Source organism: Pseudomonas guineae, from assembly GCF_900113745.1.
Taxonomy (GTDB): Bacteria; Pseudomonadota; Gammaproteobacteria; order Pseudomonadales; family Pseudomonadaceae; genus Aquipseudomonas; species Aquipseudomonas guineae.
This window is the reverse complement of sequence record NZ_FOQL01000001.1, coordinates 1,441,880-1,466,262: the sequence shown is the minus strand read 5'-3', so window position 1 is coordinate 1,466,262 and position 24,383 is coordinate 1,441,880. Positions and strand designations below refer to the sequence as shown.

The 24,383-nt window shown below is 59.1% G+C and carries 24 protein-coding genes; 11 read left to right on the top strand and 13 right to left on the bottom strand.

Going from position 1 to position 24,383, the window contains the following annotated elements; translation table 11 throughout:
- Genes nuoM through BMZ32_RS06635 form a run of 3 tightly spaced genes read left to right on the top strand, consistent with a single transcriptional unit; the run spans nucleotide 1 to nucleotide 3,910 of the window.
- Complete coding sequence (gene nuoM / locus BMZ32_RS06645; protein WP_090240720.1) at nucleotides 1-1,530, top strand: NADH-quinone oxidoreductase subunit M; 1,530 nt, start codon at nucleotides 1-3, stop codon at nucleotides 1,528-1,530.
- A gap of 23 nt (nucleotides 1,531-1,553) precedes the next feature.
- Complete coding sequence (gene nuoN, locus BMZ32_RS06640) at nucleotides 1,554-3,029, top strand: NADH-quinone oxidoreductase subunit NuoN (protein WP_090240718.1); 1,476 nt, start codon at nucleotides 1,554-1,556, stop codon at nucleotides 3,027-3,029.
- Nucleotides 3,030-3,058: 29 nt separating this feature from the next.
- Nucleotides 3,059-3,910: an SDR family oxidoreductase gene (locus tag BMZ32_RS06635; protein ID WP_090240716.1), complete on the top strand. Its 852-nt coding sequence runs from the start codon at nucleotides 3,059-3,061 to the stop codon at nucleotides 3,908-3,910.
- 6 nt (nucleotides 3,911-3,916) lie between these two features.
- Here BMZ32_RS06635 and BMZ32_RS06630 read toward each other — a convergent pair whose 3' ends face one another.
- The 6 genes from BMZ32_RS06630 to BMZ32_RS06605 form a co-directional block, all read right to left on the bottom strand.
- A complete protein-coding gene (locus BMZ32_RS06630) occupies nucleotides 3,917-4,651 on the bottom strand; it encodes a putative periplasmic lipoprotein (RefSeq protein ID WP_090240714.1) in 735 nt (244 codons plus the stop codon).
- Nucleotides 4,652-4,699: 48 nt separating this feature from the next.
- On the bottom strand, nucleotides 4,700-5,080 hold the full coding sequence (locus tag BMZ32_RS06625) for a RidA family protein (RefSeq protein WP_090240713.1): 381 nt from the start codon (nucleotides 5,078-5,080) through the stop codon (nucleotides 4,700-4,702).
- A gap of 145 nt (nucleotides 5,081-5,225) precedes the next feature.
- Complete coding sequence (gene spoT / locus BMZ32_RS06620) at nucleotides 5,226-7,334, bottom strand: bifunctional GTP diphosphokinase/guanosine-3',5'-bis pyrophosphate 3'-pyrophosphohydrolase (protein ID WP_090240712.1); 2,109 nt, start codon at nucleotides 7,332-7,334, stop codon at nucleotides 5,226-5,228.
- A gap of 60 nt (nucleotides 7,335-7,394) precedes the next feature.
- Nucleotides 7,395-7,658, bottom strand: a complete 264-nt coding sequence (gene rpoZ, locus BMZ32_RS06615; RefSeq protein WP_090240710.1) for a DNA-directed RNA polymerase subunit omega — start codon at nucleotides 7,656-7,658, stop codon at nucleotides 7,395-7,397.
- 115 nt (nucleotides 7,659-7,773) lie between these two features.
- Nucleotides 7,774-8,394 (bottom strand): guanylate kinase, encoded by a 621-nt coding sequence (gene gmk, locus BMZ32_RS06610; protein WP_090240708.1) that lies wholly within the window; start codon nucleotides 8,392-8,394, stop codon nucleotides 7,774-7,776.
- Nucleotides 8,395-8,443: 49 nt separating this feature from the next.
- Nucleotides 8,444-9,307, bottom strand: a complete 864-nt coding sequence (locus BMZ32_RS06605; protein WP_090240706.1) for a YicC/YloC family endoribonuclease — start codon at nucleotides 9,305-9,307, stop codon at nucleotides 8,444-8,446.
- Between the two features lie 139 nt (nucleotides 9,308-9,446).
- On the opposite strand from BMZ32_RS06605, the gene rph reads away from it, so the two are divergent.
- Together rph and BMZ32_RS06595 are read left to right on the top strand one after the other, a co-directional pair.
- A complete protein-coding gene (gene rph / locus BMZ32_RS06600; RefSeq protein WP_090240705.1) occupies nucleotides 9,447-10,169 on the top strand; it encodes a ribonuclease PH in 723 nt (240 codons plus the stop codon).
- Between the two features lie 40 nt (nucleotides 10,170-10,209).
- Nucleotides 10,210-10,581 (top strand): DUF4870 domain-containing protein, encoded by a 372-nt coding sequence (locus BMZ32_RS06595; protein WP_090240704.1) that lies wholly within the window; start codon nucleotides 10,210-10,212, stop codon nucleotides 10,579-10,581.
- 80 nt (nucleotides 10,582-10,661) lie between these two features.
- Here the strand turns inward: BMZ32_RS06595 and BMZ32_RS06590 are convergent, their stop codons facing one another.
- Nucleotides 10,662-11,441 carry an exodeoxyribonuclease III gene (locus tag BMZ32_RS06590; RefSeq protein ID WP_090240703.1) on the bottom strand — a complete coding sequence of 260 codons (780 nt, stop codon included), beginning with the start codon at nucleotides 11,439-11,441 and terminating at the stop codon, nucleotides 10,662-10,664.
- Between the two features lie 92 nt (nucleotides 11,442-11,533).
- Here BMZ32_RS06590 and pyrE point away from each other — a divergent pair, with 92 nt between their 5' ends.
- Both pyrE and BMZ32_RS06580 read left to right on the top strand, forming a co-directional pair.
- Nucleotides 11,534-12,175, top strand: coding sequence for an orotate phosphoribosyltransferase (gene pyrE, locus BMZ32_RS06585; protein WP_090240701.1), 642 nt, complete (start codon nucleotides 11,534-11,536; stop codon nucleotides 12,173-12,175).
- Between the two features lie 21 nt (nucleotides 12,176-12,196).
- Nucleotides 12,197-12,787: a DUF4124 domain-containing protein gene (locus BMZ32_RS06580; protein ID WP_090240699.1), complete on the top strand. Its 591-nt coding sequence runs from the start codon at nucleotides 12,197-12,199 to the stop codon at nucleotides 12,785-12,787.
- 495 nt (nucleotides 12,788-13,282) lie between these two features.
- Here BMZ32_RS06580 and argB read toward each other — a convergent pair whose 3' ends face one another.
- From argB to coaBC, 4 genes are all read right to left on the bottom strand, one after another.
- Nucleotides 13,283-14,188 (bottom strand): acetylglutamate kinase, encoded by a 906-nt coding sequence (gene argB, locus BMZ32_RS06570; RefSeq protein ID WP_090240697.1) that lies wholly within the window; start codon nucleotides 14,186-14,188, stop codon nucleotides 13,283-13,285.
- A gap of 31 nt (nucleotides 14,189-14,219) precedes the next feature.
- A complete protein-coding gene (gene algC / locus BMZ32_RS19510) occupies nucleotides 14,220-15,608 on the bottom strand; it encodes a phosphomannomutase/phosphoglucomutase (protein ID WP_244153945.1) in 1,389 nt (462 codons plus the stop codon).
- Nucleotides 15,609-16,867: 1,259 nt separating this feature from the next.
- Nucleotides 16,868-17,323, bottom strand: coding sequence for a dUTP diphosphatase (gene dut / locus BMZ32_RS06560; protein ID WP_090240693.1), 456 nt, complete (start codon nucleotides 17,321-17,323; stop codon nucleotides 16,868-16,870).
- 227 nt (nucleotides 17,324-17,550) lie between these two features.
- Nucleotides 17,551-18,759, bottom strand: coding sequence for a bifunctional phosphopantothenoylcysteine decarboxylase/phosphopantothenate--cysteine ligase CoaBC (gene coaBC / locus BMZ32_RS06555; protein ID WP_090240691.1), 1,209 nt, complete (start codon nucleotides 18,757-18,759; stop codon nucleotides 17,551-17,553).
- A gap of 187 nt (nucleotides 18,760-18,946) precedes the next feature.
- On the opposite strand from coaBC, the gene radC reads away from it, so the two are divergent.
- Nucleotides 18,947-19,621: a RadC family protein gene (gene radC, locus BMZ32_RS06550; protein WP_090240689.1), complete on the top strand. Its 675-nt coding sequence runs from the start codon at nucleotides 18,947-18,949 to the stop codon at nucleotides 19,619-19,621.
- A 3-nt stretch (nucleotides 19,622-19,624) separates the two neighbouring features.
- On the opposite strand, the gene BMZ32_RS06545 is transcribed toward radC, so the two are convergent.
- On the bottom strand, nucleotides 19,625-21,214 hold the full coding sequence (locus BMZ32_RS06545) for an ABC transporter substrate-binding protein (RefSeq protein WP_090240687.1): 1,590 nt from the start codon (nucleotides 21,212-21,214) through the stop codon (nucleotides 19,625-19,627).
- 345 nt (nucleotides 21,215-21,559) lie between these two features.
- On the opposite strand from BMZ32_RS06545, the gene rpmB reads away from it, so the two are divergent.
- Both rpmB and rpmG read left to right on the top strand, forming a co-directional pair.
- Entirely contained in the window at nucleotides 21,560-21,796 is a 237-nt protein-coding gene (gene rpmB, locus BMZ32_RS06540) for a 50S ribosomal protein L28 (protein ID WP_090240685.1), read from the top strand.
- A 10-nt stretch (nucleotides 21,797-21,806) separates the two neighbouring features.
- On the top strand, nucleotides 21,807-21,962 hold the full coding sequence (gene rpmG / locus BMZ32_RS06535; RefSeq protein ID WP_007894709.1) for a 50S ribosomal protein L33: 156 nt from the start codon (nucleotides 21,807-21,809) through the stop codon (nucleotides 21,960-21,962).
- A 205-nt stretch (nucleotides 21,963-22,167) separates the two neighbouring features.
- Here the strand turns inward: rpmG and BMZ32_RS06530 are convergent, their stop codons facing one another.
- Nucleotides 22,168-22,533 carry a cupin domain-containing protein gene (locus BMZ32_RS06530; RefSeq protein WP_090240681.1) on the bottom strand — a complete coding sequence of 122 codons (366 nt, stop codon included), beginning with the start codon at nucleotides 22,531-22,533 and terminating at the stop codon, nucleotides 22,168-22,170.
- Nucleotides 22,534-22,749: 216 nt separating this feature from the next.
- Here BMZ32_RS06530 and BMZ32_RS06525 point away from each other — a divergent pair, with 216 nt between their 5' ends.
- Nucleotides 22,750-24,243, top strand: a complete 1,494-nt coding sequence (locus tag BMZ32_RS06525) for an aldehyde dehydrogenase (protein WP_090240679.1) — start codon at nucleotides 22,750-22,752, stop codon at nucleotides 24,241-24,243.
- Nucleotides 24,244-24,383 lie beyond the last annotated feature (140 nt).

The window sequence follows — 24,383 nt, the reverse complement described above, 5'->3', positions numbered from 1 at the left end:
ATGATTCTGCCCTGGCTAATCCTGATCCCCTTTATCGGCGGCTTATTGTGCTGGCAGTTCGAGCGCTTCGGCAACGTGCTGCCGCGCTGGATTGCCCTGTTAACCATGGGCCTGTTGTTTGCTCTGGGCCTGTGGCTGTGGGCCACGGGTGACTTCAGCTTGGCGCCTGCGCCTGGCGCGGCTCCGCAGTGGGCGGCGGAATTTCAGGTGCCGTGGATCGAGCGTTTTGGCATCAGCATCCACCTGGCGCTGGATGGCCTGTCGGTACTGATGATCAGCCTCACCGGCTTGCTTGGTGTGCTCTCGGTGCTGTGCTCATGGAACGAGATCCAGAACCGCGTCGGTTTCTTTCATCTCAACCTGATGTGGATTCTCGGTGGCGTGGTCGGCGTGTTCCTCGCCGTCGATCTGTTTCTGTTCTTCTTCTTCTGGGAAATGATGCTGGTGCCGATGTTCTTCCTCATCGCGCTCTGGGGACACAGCGGCAGTGACGGCAAGACGCGCATCACCGCCGCCACCAAGTTCTTTATCTTTACCCAGGCCAGCGGCCTGATCATGCTGCTGGCGATTCTTGGCCTGGTGTTTGTGCACTTCAATCAGACCGGCGTACTGACGTTTAACTACGCCGATCTGCTGCAAACCAAGATGAGTGCCGGCACCGAATACATCCTCATGCTCGGTTTCTTTATCGCTTTCGCGGTGAAATTCCCGGTGGTGCCGTTCCACTCCTGGCTGCCGGATGCCCACGCCCAGGCGCCCACTGCTGGTTCGGTGGACTTGGCCGGTATCCTGCTGAAAACCGCGGCCTACGGTCTGTTGCGCTTTGCTTTGCCGCTGTTCCCCAACGCCTCGGCCGAGTTTGCCCCGATTGCCCAGTGGCTCGGCGTATTCGCCATCATTTATGGCGCGCTGCTGTCGTTCGCGCAGACCGATATCAAGCGGCTGGTGGCCTACTCCAGCGTGTCACACATGGGCTTTGTCCTTATCGCCATCTACTCCGCCAGCGAGATCGCCCTGCAGGGCGCAGTGGTGCAGATGCTCGCTCACGGCTTATCGGCGGCGGCGCTGTTTATCCTCTGCGGTCAGCTCTATGAGCGCCTGCATACCCGCGACATGCGCGAGATGGGCGGTATCTGGGCGCGTATGCCCTGGCTGCCGGCGCTGAGCCTGTTCTTCGCCGCTGCGGCGCTGGGTCTGCCGGGTACCGGTAACTTTGTCGGTGAGTTCCTGATTCTGCTCGGCAGTTTCCAGAGCGCGCCGTGGGTCACCATCGTGGCCGCCACCGGCCTGGTATTCGGTTCGGTCTACGCGCTGATCATGATTCACCGCGCCTTTTTCGGCCCGGCCAAGGCGGATACCACATTGCCAGGCCTGCAGTTGCGCGAGCTGAGCATGGTGCTTGGCCTGGCTGTGCTGCTGATCCTGCTTGGGGTCTACCCGCAGCCGGTGCTCGACACCTCCGCTGCCAGCATGCAAGGCGTGCAGCAGTGGCTGGGTAACGCCCTCAATCAACCTGTTCTGGCCCGGTAAGCGGCTTAATGGAAAGTCATGCTATGCAACTGACGACTCAACATTTCATCGCGCTGCTGCCGTTGCTGATCACCAGTGCCACGGTGGTGGTGGTGATGCTGGGCATCGCCTGGAAGCGCAACCACACGCTGACCTTCGGTCTCTCGGTGCTGGGCCTCAACCTGGCCTTGCTGTCGCTGCTGCCAGCTTTGGGGGTGACGCCTATCGAGGTCACGCCGCTGTTGCTGGTGGATAAATTTGCCTGCTATTACATGGCGCTGGTGCTGGCCGCGACGCTGGCGTGTGTGACGCTGACTCACGCCTATTTGGGCGGCGAGTCGGGCAAGGGTTACCCGGGCAACCGGGAAGAGCTGTACCTGCTGATGCTGCTGTCCGCTGCCGGTGGACTGGTGTTGGTCAGCGCGCAGCACCTGGCTGGCCTGTTTATCGGTCTGGAGCTGCTGTCGGTGCCGACCTACGGCATGATCGCCTACGCCTTCTTCAACAAGCGCTCGCTCGAAGCCGGTATCAAGTACATGGTGCTGTCGGCCGCAGGCTCAGCGTTTTTGCTGTTCGGCATGGCGCTGCTGTATGCCGAGTCGGGCAACCTGACCTTCGCCGGCATCGGCGCGCAGTTGGCGGCTAATGGTCTGCCGAGCATGCTCGCGCAGTTAGGCGTGGGCATGATGCTGATCGGCCTGGCGTTCAAGCTGTCGCTGGTGCCGTTCCACCTGTGGACGCCGGACGTCTACGAAGGCGCGCCGGCGCCGGTGGCGGCGTTCCTCGCCACGGCCAGTAAGGTCGCGGTGTTCGCCGTGCTGCTGCGTTTGTATCAAATGTCGCCGGCTATGGCGGGCGGCTGGCTGAGTGACCTGCTGACACTGATTGCGATTGCCTCGATCATCTTCGGTAACCTGCTGGCATTGTTGCAGAACAACCTCAAGCGCCTGCTCGGTTATTCCTCCATTGCCCACTTCGGCTACCTGTTGGTTGCGTTGATTGCCAGTAAAGGCTTGGCCGTGGAGGCGGTTGGCGTGTACCTGGCGACCTATGTGCTGACCAGCCTCGGCGCGTTCGGCGTGATCACCTTGATGTCGACGCCCTACAACGGCCGTGATTGTGACGCGCTGTACGAATACCGCGGGCTATTCTGGCGCCGTCCGTATCTGACGGCCGTGCTCACGGTGATGATGCTGTCGCTGGCGGGTATTCCGCTCACGGCTGGTTTTATCGGCAAGTTCTACGTGGTCGCTGCGGGTGTGCAATCGCAGCAGTGGTGGCTGCTCGCTGCGCTGGTGATCGGCAGTGCCATTGGCGTGTTCTATTACCTACGGGTGATGGTCACCCTGTTTATGGCCGAGCCCAACATGCATCGCCACGATGCCCCGTTTGACTGGGCGCAGCGTGCCGGGGGCATCATGCTGTTGGTGGTGGCCGTGTTGGCCTTCGCCCTTGGCGTGTATCCGCAACCGCTGCTGGAGCTGGTGCAGCAGGCTGGATTAGTGGCTGTGCTGCCGTGACAGATGACCAACCAGAGGTACACAAGGCAATGAGCAAGACCCTATTGATTGCGGGTTGTGGTGATGTGGGTAGCCGTCTGGGGCAGCAGCTGAACACTGCCGGCTGGACGATTTATGGCCTGCGCCGCACGGTGACATTGCTGCCGGAAGGCATTCGCCCGGTAGCCGGTGATCTGTATAACGACGCTTGCCCGGCTGCCTGGCCGCATGAGCCGCTGGATTACCTGGTGTACTGCGCCGCAGCCACCGAGCGCGATGAGGCAGGCTACCGCGCTGCCTATGTTGACGGGCTGCGCCGGGTAATTGATTGGTTAGCGCAACATGGACAGCAGCCTAAGCGCCTGCTGTTTGTTTCCAGCAGCGGCGTATACGGCCAGCTGCAGGGCGAGTGGGTCGATGAATGCTCGCCAGCGCAAGCCGATAGTTACTCTGGACGGATATTGCGGGAAGCCGAACAGCTTGCCTTGCACAGTGGGCTGGCCGCCAGTGTGGTGCGTCTCACCGGGCTTTATGGGCCTGGTCGCGCATGGCTGCTCAATCAGGTGCGCCAAGGCTATCGAGTCGCCAGTGAGCCTGCGTTGTATGGCAATCGTATTCATGTCGATGATGCGGCCGGGCTTTTAGCCTATTTGCTGCAAGCGGATGCTCGTGGTGTCGCTTTGGACGACTGCTATATCGGCGTCGACGATCAGCCTGCGCCGCTGCACGAAGTGGTGGCTTGGTTGCGTGAGCAGTTGGGCGTCAGCCATTGGTCTGATACGGCGACATTACGCCGCGCCGGCAGCAAGCGTTGCAGTAACGCACGCGCTCGCGCCCTAGGCTGGGTGCCGCAGTACCTGAGTTATCGCGAAGGTTATCGCGAGATATTACGCGGCGTATAACGGCTGCTAGCGCTGCTCTAGCAACCAGCGCTGCTGGCCTTTGTAGTAGTCGGGCATTTCATCGACTTGGGCGCGATTAAGTGCGGTGAACACGCGCAGCTGATGGCCTTCACGTTCAAACAGCCAGCTTTGGCCCTGCTCACCCAGTTGCAGCCATATGCTGTCGAGCTCGCCGCTCATGGCCGCACAGTCACCGGCTAGGCACAACGCATAGCGTTCTGTGCCGGGGAGACCTTGCACGCTGCCATCGGCCTGAAACACGACCAGACCCCGTTCACCTAGCCCTTCTTTGATTAGCCAGGTGCCGCTTAAGTAGGCGCTGTACAAGGCTTTCTCAAAACTGCTGCCGAGTGGCGCCAATGGATCTGGCGCTGCAGGTGCACGAACAAAGCGTTGTTCCGGCCAGGTCGCGCTTTGTGCCTGAATCAGTTCGCGGTTGTTAAGGCTCAAGGACTCTTGATCGTCACCGTAGAAGTTCACTTGCAGGTGGCCATCGGCCTGAAGCTCGAAGGTGCCTTCGCCGCGCTCGAAGCCGTTGCTGAAGCTAGCCTGCTGGCGCGGACTATCAATCTGCCACTCCAAATTAGGACCATAGGCGAGCAGCGCTTCACGTAGGTTGCCACCTTCGACAGCGGCATCAATGGCAGCCTGGTTGATCCACGTTCCGTTAGGGTTTGGCGGTGTGCTGGCACAGCCACTGAGCAGTGCGCTGAATAACAGAGCAGCAAACAGGTAACGCATGGTGCGTCCTCGAGAGGAAAGGGCGGGACAGAGGCCCCGCCGATGGACTTATTCGATAACCAGAATCGCGTCCATTTCTACCTGCGAGCCGCGTGGCAGTGCAGCAACGCCAATAGCGGCACGGGCTGGGTAGGGTTGCACGAAGTAACGGCCCATGACTTCATTAACGGTGGCGAAGTGCGACAGGTCAGTCAGGAAGATGTTCAGCTTGACGATATCTTTGAATGAACCGCCTGCCGCTTCGGCTACTGCTTTAAGGTTCTCGAATACCTGCACGGTCTGGGCTTCGAAGCCTTCCACCAGCTCCATGGTTTTTGGGTCTAGCGGGATTTGCCCAGACATGTAGACGGTGTTGCCCGCCTTGATTGCCTGCGAATAGGGGCCGATGGCAGCTGGGGCCTTGTCGCTGGTGATAACGCTCTTGCTCATGGGAACTCCTAGAAAGGATTAAGGGGAATCATCGGCGTGCGCATTAATCGCGCGCTACCCGTTAGAGCGCCTAGGGTGGGGGAAAGCCACAGGCACTGTCAAAGCTCAGCGGCGGTTGATGATTGGTATCTGTGTTGCTCGTGCATCAGCCGCGGGCGCGGGTGATGCGGATGACCCCAATCAGGCCGCGTAGCTTTCTGATCACACGGGCCAGGTGTACGCGATCATGCACACTGACGACCAGCTGGACCACGCTGATGCGGCCGTCGCGCTCGTCCATGCTGATTTTCTCGATATTACCGTCGGCAGCATTGACGCTGCCGGCCAGCAGGGCAATCAGGCCGCGCTGGTGCTCCAATTCGACGCGTAATTCAACATTGAACTCGCCGGTCACATCCTTAGCCCAGGACAGTTGGATGCATTTTTCTGGGTTGTGGCGGATCTCACCGATGTTCTTGCAGCTGTCCAAGTGCACCACCATGCCTTTGCCGGCAGACAGGTGGCCGACAATCGGGTCGCCCGGGATCGGCGTACAGCACTTGGCATAACTCAACACCAAGCCCTCGGTGCCGCGGATGGCCAACGGACCTTCACTGCTCGGCAGGGCTTCGCCGTTGTCGCTGAGCAAGCGGCGCGCCACCACATAGGCCATACGATTGCCCAGGCCAATGTCTTCGAGCAGGTCTTCGAGCACCTCTTGATGGTATTCGGCGACCACGGCCTGAACGCGTTCGGGCGAGAGCTTATCGATGCGACTGTCGAAGCTGGCGAGGACCTTGTTCAGCAGGCGTTCGCCAAGGCTGATGGACTCTGAGCGGCGTTGCAGTTTCAGCGCATGGCGAATGTGCGTGCGGGCCTTGCCGGTGACCACGAAGTTCAACCAGGCCGGATTTGGCCGTGCCCCGGGCGCGCTGACGATTTCCACCGTTGAGCCGCTTTCCAGCGCTTGCGACAGCGGTGCCAGGCGGCGATTGATCCGACAGGCAATGCAGGTGTTGCCGACGTCGGTGTGCACCGCATAGGCGAAGTCGACCGCCGTGGAGCCTTTCGGCAGCTCCATGATGCGGCCCTTGGGCGTGAACACGTAGACCTCGTCGGGGAACAGGTCGATTTTCACGCTTTCGATAAATTCCAACGAGTTGCCGGCTCGTTGCTGCATTTCCAGCACGCCCTTGACCCACTGGCGTGCACGGGCGTGGCTGCCCTTGGGTTGGTCTTCCTCGTTGGATTTGTACAGCCAGTGTGCGGCAATGCCGTTGTTGGCCAGCTCTTCCATTTCACGGGTACGGATCTGAATTTCGATCGGTACGCCATGCATGCCGAACAGCGTGGTGTGCAGCGACTGGTAACCGTTGGCCTTGGGGATCGCGATGTAGTCCTTGAAGCGGCCCGGCAGTGGCTTGTACAAATTGTGAACGGCGCCCAGTACGCGGTAGCAGGTGTCGACCTTGTCGACGACGATGCGGAAGGCGTAGACGTCCATAATTTCATTGAACGCCCGACGTTTGCCGCGCATCTTCTGGTAGATGCCGTAGAGGTGCTTCTCGCGGCCCGATACTTCGCCTTCCATACCTTCGCGAGCGAGGCAATGGAGGATCGACTCTTCGATCTTGTTGACGATTTCCTTGCGATTGCCCCGGGCGCGTTTAACCGCAGTGCGGATACGCTCGGCGCGCATCGGGTGCATGGCCTTGAAGCCCAGGTCTTCGAACTCGATGCGCATGCTATGCATGCCCAGGCGATTGGCGATCGGTGCGTAGATTTCAAGGGTTTCCTTGGCGATGCGCCGGCGTTTCTCGCCGGACAGCACTTCCAGGGTGCGCATGTTGTGCAGGCGATCAGCCAGCTTGACCAGGATCACGCGGATGTCGCGGGCCATGGCCATGGCCATCTTCTGGAAATTTTCGGCCTGCGCTTCGGCCTTGGTCTCGAAGTTCATCTGGGTCAGTTTGCTGACCCCATCAACCAACTCCGCCACGGACTCACCAAACTGGGTGTCCAAGGCTTCCTTGGCGATGCCGGTGTCTTCGATTACGTCATGCAGCATCGCGGCCATCAGGCTTTGATGGTCCATGTGCATGTCTGCCAGGATGCATGCCACCGCAAGAGGATGGGTGACATAGGCTTCGCCGCTGCGGCGGCGTTGACCGTCGTGGGCTTGTTCGGCGTAAAAATAAGCTCGACGCACCAAGTTAACTTGGTCATCGTCGAGGTAGGTCGAAAGTCTGTCGGCGAGTACGTCTATGCTCGGCATGGGCGTGACCCTTGTCGATTCAGATGATCCTGCGCCTGACGACGTCGACCCAGCATAGGCTTACAGAGGCTCGTTAGCCTCATCCTCAAATGCGGCAAACAGCGGCTCTTCCTCAACGATTTCGTCTTGGGCGATGACGTCATAGCTCATCAGGCCTGCAGCGATTTCGCGCAGTGCAACTACGGTTGGCTTGTCATTTTCCCAAGCCAGCTTCGGCTCTTTGCCACCGGTAGCCAGTTGGCGTGAACGCTTGGTAGCGAGCATGACCAGCTCAAAGCGGTTCTCAACGTGATCCAGGCAATCTTCGACGGTAACGCGAGCCATGGTGTTCCTCGTAGCAAATGCGTAATAGGGCTGGGCCCAAATGGGCGAGCGGACTGAATAGTCTAAAAAATCACCAGCCGTAAGGGAAGCATTGATTTATCGGCATACGAATAAGTCAGACCAGTAACTCGCTGAGCAGGCCGTTATGGCGTTGTTGTTGTGGGCTTTGCAGCAGCTGATTAGAGCGGAAAATAGCTTTTAAGTCGCTCAGAGCGTGGGCGAAGTCATCATTGATCAGCAGATAGTCATATTCGACGTAGTGGCTCATCTCGCTGACGGCTTCACGCATGCGCTGTTCGATGATCTCGCCGCTGTCCTGGCCACGATTGGTCAGGCGATGGCGTAGGGCTTCCTGGGTCGGTGGCAGAATAAAGATCGATTTTGACTCGGGCATCAGGCGGCGTACTTGTTGTGCGCCTTGCCAGTCGATCTCCAGAATCAGGTCGAAACCTTCGCGCAAAGTCTGCTTAACCCATTCCTGTGAGGTGCCGTAGAGGTTACCGAAGACCTCCGCGTGTTCAAGAAACTCAGTCTTGTCGAGCATGGCGTGGAACTGTTCGCGGCTGGCGAAGTGGTAATTCACCCCGTCCACTTCACCCGGGCGCATGGCGCGGGTGGTATGCGAGACGGACACGCGAATCTGCGCTTCGCTGTCGATCAGCGCCTTGACCAGGCTGGTTTTGCCCGCGCCGGAGGGGGCGGAAATGATGTACAAGGTACCGGTGGTGATGGTCATGGATCAGTCCTGGAGCGCGTTGTTCGAAGAGTAGCAGTAGCGGTTTGGCTTATTCGATGTTCTGTACTTGTTCGCGCATCTGTTCAATCAGCACTTTCAAGTTAACGGAGGCCTGAGTGCTGCGCGTGTCAAAGGCCTTGGAACCGAGTGTGTTGGCTTCGCGGTTGAGCTCCTGCATGAGGAAGTCCAGGCGGCGGCCCGCTGCTCCACCACTTTTCAGTACGCGGCGAACTTCACTGACATGAGTGACCAGGCGATCGAGTTCTTCGGCCACGTCGCTTTTCTGCGCGAGCATCACCAGCTCTTGCTCCAGGCGCTGAGGGTCGAGGTCGGCCTGCATCTCGGCGCAGCGGTCGAGAATCTTCTGGCGCTGGGCGGCCAGCATCTGCGGTACGAGTTCGCGCAGGGCGACGACTTCGGCAGCAATGCTGTCCAGGCGCTCGTTGAGAAGCTTGGCCAGTTCTGCACCTTCACGTAAACGGCCTTGTTTCAGCTCGTCCAGTGCTTGGGTGAAGAGCGCCAGTGCGGTTTTATTGAGCGCCTGTGGGTCTGCGGCATCGGCGACCAGCACACCGGGCCAGCCCAGTACTTCTAGCGGGTTGAGTGCTGCGGGTTGCTTGATCAGGCCGGCAATGCTTTCGGCGGCGGCGACCAGCTGTGCGGCGCGCTCCAGGTCGACTTGCAGGGCTTTGCCTGCATTGTCATCACTAAAGCGCAGGGTGCATTCGACTTTGCCACGGGAAAGACCATTGCGCAGCGCTTCGCGCACTGCGCCTTCGAGGTCGCGGAAGGCTTCCGGCAGGCGCAGGTGCGGTTCCAGGTAGCGATGGTTGACCGAGCGCAGCTCCCAGCTCAGGGTGCCGTTGGCGCCTGGCTGTTCGGCGCGGGCGAAGGCAGTCATGCTGTGGATCATGGGGCGAACCTCGCGAAAAGTCGTAACGAAAGGCGCAGGATTGTAGCGCAGTGCGTCAGTGGCTCCCAATTCGGCATGTCAGCGCAGGCTTACGGCCCTATAATGGCAGGCAGATTTTATTCAAAGTAGGTATTCCTAGATGAAACGTCCCAGTGGCCGCGCCGCCGATCAGTTGCGCTCGATTCGTATCACCCGCAACTACACCAAGCATGCCGAGGGTTCGGTGTTGGTGGAGTTTGGCGATACCAAAGTGATTTGCACGGTCAGTGTCGAGTCGGGCGTTCCGCGCTTCTTGAAAGGCCAGGGCCAGGGTTGGTTGACCGCCGAATACGGCATGCTGCCGCGTGCAACCGGTGACCGTAACCAGCGTGAAGCCAGCCGCGGCAAGCAGGGCGGTCGTACTCTGGAGATTCAGCGTTTGATCGGCCGTTCGCTGCGCGCGGCGCTGGATATGTCGAAACTGGGCGAAAACACCCTGTATGTCGACTGCGACGTGATCCAGGCCGATGGCGGCACCCGCACTGCCTCTATTACCGGTGCCATGGTGGCGGTTATTGATGCGCTGAAAGTGATCAAGAAGCGTGGCGGTCTGAAAAACGGTGATCCACTCAAGCAGATGATTGCCGCTGTCTCGGTGGGCATGTATCAAGGCGAGCCAGTGCTGGACTTGGATTATCTGGAAGACTCCGCCGCTGAAACTGACCTCAACGTGGTGATGACCAACACCGGTGGTTTCATCGAAGTGCAGGGTACCGCCGAAGGCGCGCCATTCCAGCCGGCTGAGTTGAATGCCATGCTGGCGTTGGCGCAGAAAGGTATGACTGAATTGTTCGAGCTGCAACAGGCGGCCCTGGCTGACTGATTGAGTTGCATTGCAAATCGCTATCGCAAGGAGAGGCATCATGAGCGACGATCCTCAAACGCCACAGCCGGTTCCCGGCCCTGAAGCACGGCAGTGGGCAATGTTGTGCCACTTCGCGGCCTTTCTCGGGTTGGTGATTCCCTTTGGCAATCTGCTGGGGCCACTGATTGTCTGGCAGATCAAGAAGGATCTCGACCCGTTCGTTGATGCTCAAGGCAAGGAGGCGCTGAACTTTCAGATCAGCGTGGCCTTGGCGGTGATGCTGTGTTTCCTGCTGATGGTGGTCGTCGTGGGTTTCCCGCTGCTGATGCTGGTCAGCATTGCCGCACTGGTGTTGACCATCATTGCTGGAATCAAGGCCAATGAAGGCCAGGCGTATCGTTATCCCTTTGCCTGGCGCTTGGTGAAATAGGCGCTCCGCAGCGGCTGCTATGGATGGCAGGCCACAAAAAAGCCGGCAGTTAGCCGGCACTTTTGTGTTTGCTGATCAGGCTATACGCTGAGTATCCAATCGTAATCGACAATCAGTGGTGCGTGCTGCGAGAAGCGCGGTTGATGCGGCAAGCGGGCACTGCGAATGCTGCGGCGCATCCCTGGTGTGAGCAACTGATAGTCGAAGCGGTAACCCAGGTTGAGCAGTTCAGCCTGCTCACTGTCAGGCCACCAGCTGAACTGCTCGCCTTCGCGGCTGACTTCGCGCAACGCATCGACATAGCCCATGGTGCCAATCACTTCATCCAGCCACGCGCGCTCAGGCGCGAGGAAGCCTGGTGATTGCTGGCAGTCGCGCCAGTTCTTCACATCAAGCTTTTGATGCGCTACATAGAGCGAGCCGCAATAGATGTATTCGCGGCGCTTGCGGCGCTGCTTATCCAAGTAATGAGTGAAGTCGTCCATGAACTTGAATTTTTGATTCAAACTCTCGTCACCCTGCTGCCCGGAAGGCATAAGCAGGGTGGCAATACTTACTTTGTCAAAATCAGCTTGCAGGTAGCGCCCGTAGCGGTCGGCCATTTCAAAGCCGAGGCCGCTGATTACCGCCTTCGGTTGCAACCGCGAATACAGTGCCACGCCACCTTGGCTGGGCACTTCTGCATCGCAGGCATAGAGGAAATAGCCATCCAGTTGGAAGGCTTGGTCGTCCAGTTCAAAGGCGGAGGCGCGGGTGTCCTGCAGGCAGATGACGTCGGCATTCTGTGCTTGCAGCCAACTGAGCAAACCGCGCTCGACTGCCGCATGAATACCATTCACGTTCACACTGATGATCCGCATAAATGGCCCCAAAAATCACGTGCGTGTATGATACCCGAGCTCGTCTCTAATAAGTAACTTCCTAGCAAAGCCGTGCCGTTCGGGACTTTTTCATGCAAGCGTATCAGCGCGATTTCATCCGTTTTGCCATCGAACGTGGGGTTTTACGATTCGGTCAGTTCACGCTGAAATCCGGGCGTATCAGCCCTTATTTCTTCAATGCCGGCTTGTTCGACAGCGGTCTAGCGCTGGCGCAGCTCGGGCGTTTCTATGCCGCCGCAGTAGTGGACAGCGGGATCGACTTCGATGTGCTGTTCGGTCCGGCCTATAAAGGTATCCCGTTGGCGGCCACCACTGCAGTGGCGCTGGCGGAGCATCATCAGCGCGATATGCCTTGGTGCTTTAACCGCAAGGAAGCTAAGGATCACGGCGAAGGCGGCACCCTAGTCGGTGCGCCATTGGCCGGGCGCATACTCATCATCGATGACGTGATCACTGCCGGCACGGCAATTCGTGAGGTGATGCAGATCATCCAGGCGCAGGGCGCCAAAGCGGCTGGCGTGCTGATTGCGCTTAATCGTCAAGAGCGCGGCAAGGGCGAGCTTTCAGCGATTCAGGAAGTTGAGCGTGATTACGCGATGCCGGTGGTGAGTATTGTGTCACTCGAACAGGTACTGGAATATCTGGCAGAGGATGCTGAACTCAAGCAGTATCTCCCTGCTGTACAAGCCTATCGTGCCGAGTACGGCATCTAACCTGCTGATAAGGTGCTGCGTGTGCATAAGACTGCCCTAACCCGCTGTTCGCTGTTGCTTGGCCTACTGCTGCCGGTTGTGGCAGGTGCGACCGAGTTGTACCGCTATGTCGACGATCGGGGGACCACCGTATTAAGCCGTCAGGGCGTACCGCCTGAGCACATCGGCAAGGGCTATGAGGTGCTGAACGATCAGGGCCGGGTGATTAAAGTGATACCGCCGGCCCCTACCGCCGAAGAAATGAAACACATCCTCGCAGAGAAGGCGCGCGCCAGCTCTGATGCGCAACTGCTGCGCTTTTATAGCACCCCGGAAGACGTGGAACGTGCGCGCCAGCGCAAGCTGGCCGAGCTGGATGGCCTGATTGGTGTGGCGCGCGGCAATTTGCAGTCGGTGCGTACTCAACAGGCCAACCTGCAAAGCCAAGCGGCCAACCATGAGCGCGCGGGGCGTGCAGTACCAGCGCACATATTGGCGCAGATCGATAATCAAAAAATCGAGCAGGAACGCCTCAAAAGCGACATCTTGCGCTATCAGGCTGTGCGCAAAGCGGCGGACAGCAGTTTCAATGCTGACCGTGATCGGCTCAAGGTCCTGCTGGGGCGCAATTAAACGCTTATGTTTGCGGCGCGCAGCGCTCAAAGTTCAGAGATCTTTTCTCTCAGCCATGCCAGCAGCGAGCTACTGTTATGGCTTGTGTTGTCTGCGTGTACGTAAATCACTTCTCGGCGTTCAGCGCCTGCTGCGCGCACCAACTGTCTATGGTAAAGCTCAAGCTGGAACGTCCCAGGCGAGCGACGCGAATGCCAATCTGCAGTTTATCGTCGAAGCGAGGAGGGTTAGATACCCAAGCACCGTTTTGATCGCGAAGAAATCACCGCCGTTACGACTTAGGTCATCTGCATAGCGAATGCCCGGCGCACACGTAGCGTGTTGAAAAAGCTCAAGGCTTCGCGAGAAAGGGCAGTTGCTATGGCGTACACCTCTGGCGTGCAGTGTGGATTCACTGAGCTTCGGTGTTGAGGCAGCCTGCTGCAGGGGTGCAGCAGGCTATCAGGAGGGCGAATCAGCCATGATCAGCGCTGATGACTCGCTTTTGTGCGGGCCCTAGAGGTGTTCGCGGTTGCAGATTAGGGTGCCCACGCCGCTGTCAGTGAAGATTTCTAGCAGCACGGCATTGGGCACCCGGCCATCAATAATGTGCGCGCTGATTACGCCACCTTGTACGGCTTCCAGAGCACAGCGGATTTTCGGCAGCATGCCGCCGTAGATGGTGCCGTCGGCGATCAGGCCATCAACCTGCTCGGTGGTTAGGCCGGTGAGCACTTCACCCTGCTTGTCCATCAGGCCGGCGATGTTGGTCAGCAGCATAAGTTTCTCAGCTTTCAGTGCTTCGGCGACTTTGCCGGCCACCAAGTCGGCATTGATGTTGTAGGACTCGCCGTTCGCGCCGACGCCGATCGGCGCTATGACGGGAATAAAATCGCCCTTGACCAGCATGTTGAGTAGGTCGGTATTGATTCCGGTGACTTCGCCCACATGGCCAATGTCGATGATCTCCGGCTGGGTCATCTCCGGTGTTTGTCGGCTGACCTTAAGTTTCTTCGCGCGGATTAGCTGAGCGTCTTTACCGGTCAGGCCGATGGCGCTGCCGCCATGCTGGTTGATCAGGTTGACGATGCTCTTGTTGACCTGGCCACCGAGGACCATTTCCACCACGTCCATGGTCGCGGTGTCGGTGACACGCATGCCATCGATGAAGTGGCTTTCGATCGAGAGGCGCTTGAGCAGGTCGCCGATCTGTGGTCCGCCGCCATGCACCACCACGGGGTTGATGCCCACGGCCTTCATCAGCACGATGTCACGGGCGAAGCCTTGCTTGAGCTCTTCGCTTTCCATGGCGTTACCGCCGTATTTGATCACCAAGGTCTTGCCAACAAAGCGGCGGATATAGGGCAGCGCTTCGGACAATACCTTGGCGACGTTGGTGGCGGCATCACGTTCGAGGGTCATGCGGGGCTCCAGTAGAAAATTCACTCGTCAATCAGAACGGCAGGTCGAGGTCAGGCACGGCGCTGTAAAGCTGGGCGCGGAATACTTCTTTAATCCGTTCGAGTTCCTGTTCGGTTTCCGCCTCGAAGCGCAGTACCAAAACCGGCGTGGTGTTGGAGGCGCGGACTAGGCCCCAGCCTTTGGGGTAGTCGACGCGAATGCCGTCGAGGGTGGTGATATTGCCTTCACCCCATACGCCATCGCGTTGCAGGCGTTCGATGATGCTGAACTTGCTCTGCTCGGTCACCTCGATATTGATTTCTGGGGTGGAAACATCATTGGGGAACGCACTGAACACGTGATCGGCATCGCGGCGATCCTGGCTGAGAATTTCCAGCAGGCGCGCAGCGGCATAGATGCCGTCGTCGAAACCGAACCAGCGCTCCTTGAAGAAAATATGCCCGCTCATTTCACCTGCTAACAGCGCGCCAGTTTCTTTCATCTTCTTCTTGATCAGTGAGTGGCCGGTTTTCCACATCACCGGACGGCCACCGTAGCCGCTAATCAGCGGGGTCAGGCGGCGCGTGCATTTAACGTCGAAGATAATATCGGCACCAGGGTTGCGCGACACTACATCCTTGGCGAACAGCATCAGCAAGCGATCCGGATAAACGATGGTGCCGGTGTTGGTGACCACGCCGACGCGGTCGCCATCGCCATCGAAGGCCAGGCCGATATCGGCGTTTTCGCTTTTGACCTTGGCAATCAGATCTACCAAGTTCTCCGGCTTGCCGGGATCCGGGTGGTGGTTAGGGAAGTTACCGTCGACCTCGCAGTACAGCGGAATCACCGTACAACCCAGCGATTCGAGCAATCGCGGTGCGATCACGCCGGCGACGCCATTGCCGCAGTCGACCACCACGCGCATGGGCTTGGCCATGGCGATGTCATCGCGAATTTGCTTGAGGTAGCGGTCCAATACATCGACCTGCTCGATAGTACCGACGCCACTGATCAGGTCGTTGTTATCGATGCGCGCCTTCAGCGCTTGGATCTGTTCGTTGGCCAGGGTGTCGCCGGCGATGACGATTTTGAAGCCGTTATAGTCGCGCGGGTTATGACTGCCGGTGAGCATGACGGCGGATTTTCCGGTGAGAATATGCCCGGCGTAATACACCACGGGCGTCGGCACCATGCCAACGTCGCTGACGTGGCAACCGCAATCGAGCAGACCTTGGATGAGTTGCTGAGCCAGTTCCGGGCCGGACAAGCGCCCGTCACGGCCGACGGCAATGTTCGGCTCGCCTTGGGCAATGCTTTGCGAGCCGATGGCGCGGCCAATCCAGTAGGCGGTTTCGGCGCTCAGGGTGCGCCCGACAACGCCGCGAATATCGTAGGCGCGGAAGATATCTGCCGGCAGCTTTGGCGCGTTCGTTTGCACTGGCGCGGGAGTCGGCTCATCGAGGCCTAGCAGGTCCTGGTCTTCGTCGAGAATATCGATATCGAGAATGTCGGTGTCATGAAACAGTGGGTCGAGCATAGCGCTGGTTGGCGCCTGCAGGGGGTCAGTACGTTCCGGCTTGGCGCCACCGGCGTTGGGCGCCGCTGCCGCCGTCTGCTCGCTGGCGCGGCGTGGCATGCGTGCCAGGCTCTGCGCAAGGGTATCCAGGACGGGAAGGCTCAGGCTGAAGGCTTTGACTGCCTTACCCGAAGCCAAGGTTTTGAGCATCTGACTCAGCTGTTGTACGTCGCTACGCAGGCGGCGCTGCAGGGTGCTCTGCAGCAGATAGAGCCCGGCAGTCGCGCCAGCCAGGGCCAGCAGGCCGGCGATGGCCAGCAGCAGCGGAGAAAATACTGGGCTGGTCAAAGAAGGGCCAGGGGTGAAGCTTACTGTCCAGTTGGGGTTGCCGGTGCTGAATGATTGCGCGTTGCCTTGAGCCTGACCGCGCTGGGCCAGCACTTGGGCAGCGGTGTTGCTGAACTGCTGAATCAGTTGGATCTGGCCGATTTCGTCGGGCATTACTGGCAGGCTGGCGAGCAGGCGCTCAAGGTCTACGACCAGCAGCAGCGTGCCATGCAGCGGCTCACCTTCGCTCAGGCGCAGGGGCGCGGCGCTGTAGACCAGCCAGCGCTGGCCCACCTTGTAGGCTTCGGGTGCTGGCGTTTGGCCGTTTTCTACACGGCGGAGCATGTCCAGCGCGGCAAAGTTCATCGGCGCGCTGCGGCCCATGTCCTGCACGGCCTGGTTGCGTGCGTTGAGGTGGGCGTCGACCACGCCGTGCCAATAGGTGAGGTTGCGTTCGGCGGCGCGGACTTGGTTGATGTCCTGGCTTTGCAAGGCCTGCAACAGTTGTGGGTTGCGTGCGGCTGCCTGGGTGTCGGCACTAAGTTGCTGCAGGGCTTTTTGCAATACGGTCGCCTGACCGCCGCCCCAAGCCTGGCTGAGTTGCTGCAACTGCTGCTGATAGGCGCTGTTGAGCGGGCCGAACCAGAGTAGCGCGCCGGCTAGGATGATGCCGACAAACGCCGCCAGCAGACCAGGCAGCAAGGTGTTTTGGCTGCTTTTGGCTGTTTTCGGCTCGTCGGGAGCGCTGGTTAACTGGGCGCTAGTGGTTAACACGTCAGCGTCCTTGGCAGTGCGGGTGAAGAGTTTCATGCAGCGTCTCCTCGGTCATTCATCCTAGAGCTAGGTTAGGGCAATCAGTGGCTGCCGGAGTGGCCGAAGCCGCCTGCACCGCGCTGGCTCTGATCAAACTCTTCTACCAACTCGAAATGGGCTTGCACAACGGGGACCAGAATCAGCTGGGCGATGCGTTCACCGATGGCCACGGTGAAGGCGCTTTGCCCGCGATTCCAGCAGGACACCATCAATTCACCCTGGTAGTCCGAGTCAATCAGGCCGACCAGGTTGCCGAGAACGATGCCATGTTTGTGGCCCAGGCCCGAGCGCGGGAGGATCATCGCCGCCAGACCAGGGTCGCCGATGTAGATCGATAGGCCGGTAGGGATTAGCACGGTCTGCCCTGGCTCGAGTACCAGTTCCTGCTTAAGCATGGCACGCAGATCGAGGCCGGCGGAGCCTGGCGTGGCGTAGTGCGGTAGGGGAAATTCGTTGCCCAGGCGCGGGTCGAGGATCTTGGCTTGTAAGGCGTGCATATCAGGCTCTGTGGTCAGTGAGTGGAGCGTCAGCTGCGGGCCGGCAGGCCGTTTAAAACTACGTGCGTTGGCAATGCTGCGTTAAAACGGCGTCGGAAAGTCACTTGTGGCTAGCGCGCTTCAGTGCGACCCGAAGGGCGAGTGAAGCGAGTAATGCTCATTTACAGCCAGTAAACTCCGCTTTCTCGGCCATTTTTGCCTTGTCTTGCCTGCCTCGCTCACGTTTTTCAACGGTCTGCCATGCGCTCGGCGATGAAGCTCACCAATTGGCGAGCAATCTTGCTTTTGCTGGTCTGGGCGAAGCTGCTTTGCTGGAGCTCACGGTCGATGATGGTGATGGCATTTTCTTCGCTATTGAAGCCTATGCTCGGGTTAGCCACGTCATTGGCCACGATCAGGTCGAGGTTCTTGTCGCGTAGCTTGCGCGAGGCGTACTCCAGCAGGTTCTCGGTTTCGGCGGCAAAGCCAACACTGAACGGGCGGTCGCTGCGGCTGGCCAGGGTGGCGAGAATATCCGGGTTGCGCACCATTTGCAGGAGCAGACCGTCGCCGCTGGAAGGATCTTTCTTCAATTTGTGCTGGGCGACCACTTCTGGACGGTAATCAGCCACCGCTGCAGCGGCAATCAGCAGGTCGCAAGGCATTGCGGCTTCACAAGCGGCGAGCATGTCGCGGGCACTGGTGACGTTAATGCGGGTAACCCGCTCGGGTGTAGGTAGGTGCACCGGGCCGCTGATGAGGGTGACCTTGGCACCTGCTTCAGCGGCGGCCTCGGCGAGGGCAAAGCCCATCTTGCCGGAGCTGTGATTGGTGATGTAGCGCACGGGGTCGATATTTTCTTGGGTCGGCCCAGCGGTAATCAACACATGCTTGCCGGTCAGCGCTTGATGCTGGAAGCAATCAGCGGCGCATTGCACCAGCTGCTCGGCTTCAAGCATACGGCCCAGGCCGACATCGCCACAGGCCTGGCTGCCAGACGCAGGCCCGAATAGGTGCAGGCCGCGGATGGTCAGCAGTGCGGCGTTAGCTTGGGTGGCCGGGTCGCGCCACATCGCCTGGTTCATCGCTGGGGCCAGGGCCACCGGTGCATCAGTAGCCAGCACCAGGGTCGTCAGCAGGTCATCAGCTACCCCTTGGGCCAGGCGCGCCATCAGGTCAGCCGTGGCTGGAGCAATCAGTACCAGATCGGCCCAGCGCGCCAGTTCGATATGGCCCATAGCCGCTTCGGCAGCGGGGTCGAGCAGATCGAGGTGGACCGGGTGCCCAGAGAGCGCCTGCAAGGTTAGCGGGGTGATGAATTCACGACCGCCCTTGGTCATGACCACACGGACATCGGCGTCCTGATCTTTCAGTCGGCGAATCAGCTCAGCACTTTTATACGCGGCAATACCGCCGCCTACGCCAACAATGATGCGTTTCCGATACAGCCGCTGCATAGGCCTGCCTTTTATAAAAATGGATACACCGCCGCGCCGACACCTCCCCAGGCCAGGCGCGGCGCAAAAGTTGGGCTACGATAGCACAGAGCCTGCAGTCGAGTAGTACTGCCAAACGCTTGCCTGGCTTGGCTTTGCGGCACGCAGGTGAGGCAGTTTGCCGCGTCTGATAACACAAGGAGGTGTGATGAGTATTCGTGACTGGCCTGCGGCAGAGCGCCCGCGGGAGAAGCTTTTGGCTCAGGGTGCTGGCACCCTGACTGATGCGGAATTGCTGGCGATTTTCCTGCGTACCGGTGTAACCGGGCAAAGCGCGGTCGACTTGGCGCGGCATCTGCTCGGTGACTTTGGCAGCTTGCGGGCGTTGCTCCATGCCGATTTACCATCGTTCAGCAAGCGCCTGGGGTTGGGGCCGGCTAAGTTTGCCCAGTTACAGGCCGTGCTGGAGATGGCGCGGCGTCATCTGGCCGAGCAACTGCGTCGCGATTCGGCGCTGGAAAGCCCGCAGGCCGTGCGTGATTACTTGAAAGCGCTGTTGCGCCATGAGCCCCATGAGGTATTCGGCTGCCTGTTTCTCGATGCCAAACACCGCGTGCTGGCCTTTGAGGCGCTGTTTCATGGCTCCATCGACAGTGCCAGCGTATATCCCCGTCAGGTGGTTAAACGTGCGCTTGCACACAATGCAGCGGCGCTCATATTGACCCACAACCACCCTTCTGGCGTCGCTGAACCCAGTCAGGCAGACCGGGTACTGACTCGCCGCCTGAAAGAGGCGCTGGAGCTGGTAGATGTGCGCGTACTCGATCACTTTATCGTCGGCGATGGTGAGCCGCTGTCGATGGCTGAGTACGGCTGGCTCTAAGGTTCAAGGCGCTAGGCGTACCTTGGCAAAGTCTTGCCGGCCGAACGGACTGACCTGATAACCCTGGACTTGCTTGCGCGTCAGCGCGTAGGCGGTCGGATGAGCCAGTGGCAGCCAAAGCGCTTGCTGCTGGATGATCTGCTGCGCTTGCTTATACAGCTGGCTGCGTTGCGCCTGATCGCTGGTGCGTTTGCCGTCAGCGATCAGCTGGTCCAGTTGCGGGTCGCAGTAACGCGCGAAGTTCAGCCCGGACTCGACCGAGGCGCAGGAAAACTGTGGGGTGAGGAAGTTGTCGGGGTCGCCGTTGTCGCCGGCCCAACCCATAAACAGCAGGTCATGCTCACCGGCTTTGGCGCGGCGAATCAACTCGCCCCACTCGATTACGCGAATCTCGGCTTTGATGCCGATTTTGTCCAGATCGGCCTGCAGCAGTTGCGCGCCCAGGTTTGGGTTAGGGTTGAGCAGGCTGCCGCTTGGGCGTGTCCAGATGGTGGTGCTAAACCCGTCAGCCAGACCAGCCGTCTTGAGCAGTTCGAGGGCCTTTTGCGGATCATAAGCGTAACCGGGCAGTTCGCCGGCGTAGCTCCATGTGTTGGGTGGATAGGGCCCATTAGCAGCCTCGGCGCTGTTTTCAAACACCGCTTTCAAGTAGCTAATTTTATCAAAGGCTAGGTTGATGGCCTGGCGCACAGCCGGTTGGTCGAGTGGCGGATGCTGGCTGTTGATGCCGACAAAGGCCGTCATAAAAGCTGCGGTGTGCACGCTCTGCAAGCTGTTATCGCCGGCAATGGCCATTACATCCTGAGGTTTTGGTGATAGCGCAATATGACACTCGCCGCGGCGCAGCTTTTGCAGGCGAACATTAGCGTCTGGGGTGATGGCAAAGATCAGGTTGTCCACCGCAGGTTTGCCGGCGAAGTAGTTCGGATTGGCGCTGTAGCGCACGCTTGCGTCTTTCTGAAAGCGTTTGAAGACAAAGGGGCCGCTGCCAATCGGCTGGCTGTTGAGTGCCTCGGGTGTGCCAGCGGCCAATAGCTGGGCGGCGTACTCGGCGGAGTAAATCGATGCGAAGCCCATGCTGAGTGTTGCGAGGAAGGTCGCGTCGGGGTAGTTGAGGGTGAAGCGCAGGCTGTGCTCGCCGGTTTTATCGAGGCTCTTGATCAGGCTTGGTAGTTGCATCGACTGGGCATGCGGATAGCCACTCGCGGCCACGTTGTGCCAAGGGTGGGCCGGGTCGAGCATGCGCTGGAAGCTGAACAGCACGTCATCCGCATTCAGCGTGCGGCTGGGGGTGAAGTAGTCAGTGCTGTGGAAGCTCACATCGGGCCTAAGGGTAAAGCTATAGCTCAGGCCGTCCGGGCTGACGTCCCAGGTTTGTGCCAGGCTTGGCTGTAAGGTGCCGCTGGCGGCATCGAAATCCACCAGGCGATTCATCAGCACGTCAGCCGAAGCGTTGGTGGTGGTCAGGGAGTTGTACTGCACCACGTCGAAACCGTCCGGGCTGGCTTCGGTGCAGACGCTGAGTGTGCTGGCCTGGGCCAGTGCAGGCGCCAATAGCGGTGCAAGTAGCAGCGGAAGGAGGGCGAGGCGCATAACAAACTCCAGAGTAAGATGGCGCGTTAGCGAAAGCTTTACCCTAGGCCATTACTCGGCAGCAGGGCAATCAATCTTGGCGACGAGCGGTCGATCTACGTTATCTCCACCAATAGCTGGCTTTGAGGTGGGAAACGGTAGAGGGGCTTAGGTAGGTAAAGTACGTTTATTCTTGTTGCGCTTTGGGCTTTCTGGTATAAAGCAGCGCTCTTTTGTAGGGGCCCGGTTCTTGCGCTTTCAGGTACGTCCGGTAAGACCCTCGAGATACGCGGCGCTGCGCGCCAAGATTGAATATTAGCGGCCAACCCATGCCGGGTTGGGCATGTGGTTTTAGAGGGCTGAGGCATGTCGAGAGTCTGTCAAGTTACCGGTAAGGGTCCGGTAACTGGGAATAATATTTCCCACGCAAACAACAAAACCCGTCGTCGTTTCCTGCCGAACCTGCAGCATCACCGCTTCTGGGTCGAGTCTGAGAACCGTTTCGTGCGTCTGCGCGTTTCTGCTAAAGGCATGCGTTGCATCGACAAGCGTGGTATTGACGTCGTTCTGTCCGAGCTGCGTGCTCGCGGCGAAAAGGTTTAAGGGGAAAGTCATGCGTGAATTGATCCGTTTGATCTCAAGTGCCGGTACTGGTCATTTCTACACTACCGACAAAAACAAGCGCACCACTCCGGACAAAATCGAAATTAAAAAATTCGATCCGGTTGTGCGTAAGCACGTGATCTACAAGGAAGGCAAGATCAAGTAATTGATCTTGCACCTTGCCGAAAAAGCCCGCCTTCTGGCGGGCTTTTTCTTGCCTGGGATTTAACCGAGCAAGCCCAAGGGTGTTTAAAAACTGCCTGGAGCAGTTTCAATGTTGCCTAGCGACGACTCTTAAAGGATGGCCGCCATGGAGGGCCGGCCATAAAAAGCCCGCGCGAGGCGGGCGAAGGGTGTTGCGTCGATAGTGCTTAGTTACGGGTCTGTTCGAACATCACATAGACCTTGCGGCAAGCTTCTAGTACTTCCCAGGTGCCGGAGAAGCCGGCGGGGATCACGAAGCGGTCGCCGGCGCGCAGGGTCTTGGCGTTGCCGTCTTGGTCACGCAGCACCGAGACACCTTGCAGAATTTCGCAGTACTCGTGCTCGGTGTAGTTGACGGTCCAGTGACCGATAGCGCCTTCCCAGGTTCCCGCGTTGAACTGGCCGCATGGGCTGCCGTAGTGGTTGCGCACACTCTGCTCAGGATCACCCTTGAGGACTTTTTCCGCGGCTGGGCGGTAATGCTCTGGCGTGGTGGTGGCGTAGGCGAAGTCGACGATCTGCTCAATGTTCATAAGAAGGTCCGGTCAGATGAATGGCAATTTCGGCAGTCTATGTTTAATAAAGCGCACATAACAAGGCGACTTAGCCTCCATTTGTAAAAAATATTGGAACTACGCAGGCCGCTGGTTTAGTGTTGCCGGCACTATTGGGTTGGTTAACCCATGCAAAACAATTGATAGCGTGTGCGGCCAAACTGCGGCGCTTTACTTGCGATAGAGGATGTTCGAATGATTAGCCTGACTCGTGCCGATTGGGAACAGCGCGCCAAAAACCTGAAGATCGAAGGCCGCGCCTTTGTTCATGGCGAGTACCGTACGGCGGTTTCGGGTGACACCTTTGAGTGCATCAGCCCGGTCGATGGCCGTGTGCTCGGCCAGGTGGCCAGCTGTGATCTGGCCGACGCTGAGCTGGCCGTGGCAGATGCCCGGGCCACCTTCGAGTCAGGTGTTTGGTCGCGCATGGCGCCGGCGCAGCGCAAGCGCGTCATGATTCGGTTCGCCGACTTGATGGATGCCCACGCCGAAGAGCTGGCGCTGCTGGAAACCCTCGATATGGGTAAGCCGATCAGCGATTCCCTGGGCGTTGATGTGCCGGGTGCCTCGCGCGCGATTCGCTGGAGCGGTGAAGCGGTCGACAAAATCTACGACGAAGTCGCGGCCACACCGCATGACGAACTGGGCCTGGTGACCCGTGAGCCGGTGGGGGTCGTCGCGGCCATCGTGCCGTGGAACTTCCCGATGATCATGACCTGCTGGAAGCTCGGTCCTGCGCTATCCACGGGCAACTCGGTAATCGTCAAGCCGTCCGAAAAGTCGCCGCTGACCGCGCTGCGTCTGGCCCAGTTGGCCCTTGAAGCCGGCATCCCGGCTGGCGTGCTCAACGTACTACCGGGTTACGGTCACACTGTTGGCAAAGCGCTGGCGCTGCATATGGATGTCGACACCTTGGTGTTCACCGGTTCGACCAAGATCGCCAAGCAACTGATGATCTACGCCGGCGAATCCAACATGAAGCGCGTGTGGCTGGAGGCGGGCGGCAAGAGCGCCAACATCGTCTTCGCCGATGCGCCAGATCTGAAAGCAGCAGCCGAGGCTGCAGCTGCGGCAATCTGCTTTAACCAGGGCGAAATGTGCACCGCGGGTTCGCGCCTGCTGGTGGAGCGCTCGATCAAGGATCAGTTTATGCCCATGGTCGTGGAGGCCATGCAGGGCTGGAAAGCCGGCCATGCACTGGACCCAGACACCAAAGTCGGCGCCCTGGTCGATGCCGGCCATCTGAATGCGGTGCTGGGTTATATCGATGCCGGCCATAAAGATCAGGCCAAGCTACTTTGCGGCGGCAAACGCACCCTAGAAGAAACCGGCGGCATGTATGTTGAGCCGACCATCTTCGATGATGCGCACAACGCCATGCGCATCGCCCAGGAAGAGATTTTTGGCCCGGTACTGACTGTGATCGCCTTCGACAGCACCGAGGAAGCCATCCAGATCGCCAACGACAGTATCTATGGCCTGGCAGCCGCCATCTGGACCAGCAACCTGTCCAAGGCACACCTAGCCGCCAAGGCGCTGCGCGTCGGCAGCATGTGGGTCAACCAATACGACGGTGGTGACATGACCGCCCCGTTCGGCGGTTATAAGCAGTCGGGTAATGGCCGCGACAAGTCGCTACACGCCTTCGACAAGTACACCGAAATCAAGGCGACCTGGATCAAGCTGTAACGCGTACTGTTGAAGTTCGGCCCGTGCAGGGCCGGCTCATATAAGCTGAAGTCGCGGCCGACTTCCTGATCAGGAAGTCGGCCGTAGTCTTTTCTGCGGTCGCAGAGCCTGAGTGATTGGCTCCATGGGATGGGAGTTGC